1 rRNA gene is annotated in these 1,469 nt (G+C 50.6%); it reads right to left on the bottom strand.

What is annotated here, in order from left to right:
* Positions 1–16: 16 nt before the first annotated feature.
* Positions 17–1,469 (bottom strand): 16S ribosomal RNA (locus NGR58_RS09870); the annotation flags it as partial.

The raw sequence follows: 1,469 nt of genomic DNA, 5'->3' as shown, positions 1-1,469 counted from the left end.
TTCCGATTTTCCTTAGAAAGGAGGTGATCCAGCCGCAGGTTCTCCTACGGCTACCTTGTTACGACTTCACCCTAATCATCTGTCCCACCTTAGACGGTTGGCTCCTAAAAGGTTACCTCACCGGCTTTGGGTGTTACAAACTCTCATGGTGTGACGGGCGGTGTGTACAAGACCCGGGAACGTATTCACCGCGGCGTGCTGATCCGCGATTACTAGCGATTCCGACTTCATGTAGGCGAGTTGCAGCCTACAATCCGAACTGAGACATACTTTAAGAGATTAGCGTACCCTCGCGGGTTAGCGACTCGTTGTATATGCCATTGTAGCACGTGTGTAGCCCAGGTCATAAGGGGCATGATGATTTGACGTCATCCCCACCTTCCTCCGGTTTGTCACCGGCAGTCTCACTAGAGTGCCCAACTAAATGCTGGCAACTAATAATAAGGGTTGCGCTCGTTGCGGGACTTAACCCAACATCTCACGACACGAGCTGACGACAACCATGCACCACCTGTCACCTTGTCCCCGAAGGGAACATCCTATTTCTAGGATTGGCAAGGGATGTCAAGACCTGGTAAGGTTCTTCGCGTTGCTTCGAATTAAACCACATGCTCCACCGCTTGTGCGGGTCCCCGTCAATTCCTTTGAGTTTCAACCTTGCGGTCGTACTCCCCAGGCGGAGTGCTTAATGCGTTAGCTGCGACACTCAAGGGCGGAAACCCTCGAACATCTAGCACTCATCGTTTACGGTGTGGACTACCAGGGTATCTAATCCTGTTTGCTACCCACACTTTCGAGCCTCAACGTCAGTTACAGTCCAGAAAGCCGCTTTCGCCACCGGTGTTCTTCCATATATCTACGCATTTCACCGCTACACATGGAGTTCCACTTTCCTCTACTGCACTCAAGTTATCCAGTTTCCAAAGCCCTTCCTCAGTTGAGCTGAGGGCTTTCACTTCAGACTTAAATAACCGTCTGCGCTCGCTTTACGCCCAATAAATCCGGATAACGCTTGGAACATACGTATTACCGCGGCTGCTGGCACGTATTTAGCCGTTCCTTTCTGATAAGATACCGTCACACACTGAACAGTTACTCTCAGTGCCGTTCTTCTCTTATAACAGTGTTTTACGAGCCGAAACCCTTCATCACACACGCGGCGTTGCTCCATCAGGCTTGCGCCCATTGTGGAAGATTCCCTACTGCTGCCTCCCGTAGGAGTATGGGCCGTGTCTCAGTCCCATTGTGGCCGATCAGTCTCTCAACTCGGCTACGCATCATCGCCTTGGTAAGCCATTACCTTACCAACTAGCTAATGCACCGCGGGTCCATCTCTTAGTGATAGCAGAACCATCTTTCAATTAACAACCATGCGGTTGTTAGTATTATACGGTATTAGCACTTGTTTCCAAATGTTATCCCCTGCTAAGAGGTAGGTTACCCACGTGTTACTCACCCGTTCGCCACTC

Source organism: Weissella fangxianensis (genome assembly GCF_024718545.1).
Lineage (GTDB): Bacteria > Bacillota > Bacilli > Lactobacillales > Lactobacillaceae > Weissella > Weissella fangxianensis.
Note: the sequence above shows the minus strand (reverse complement) of the source record. Positions and strands in the feature narration are given on the sequence as shown.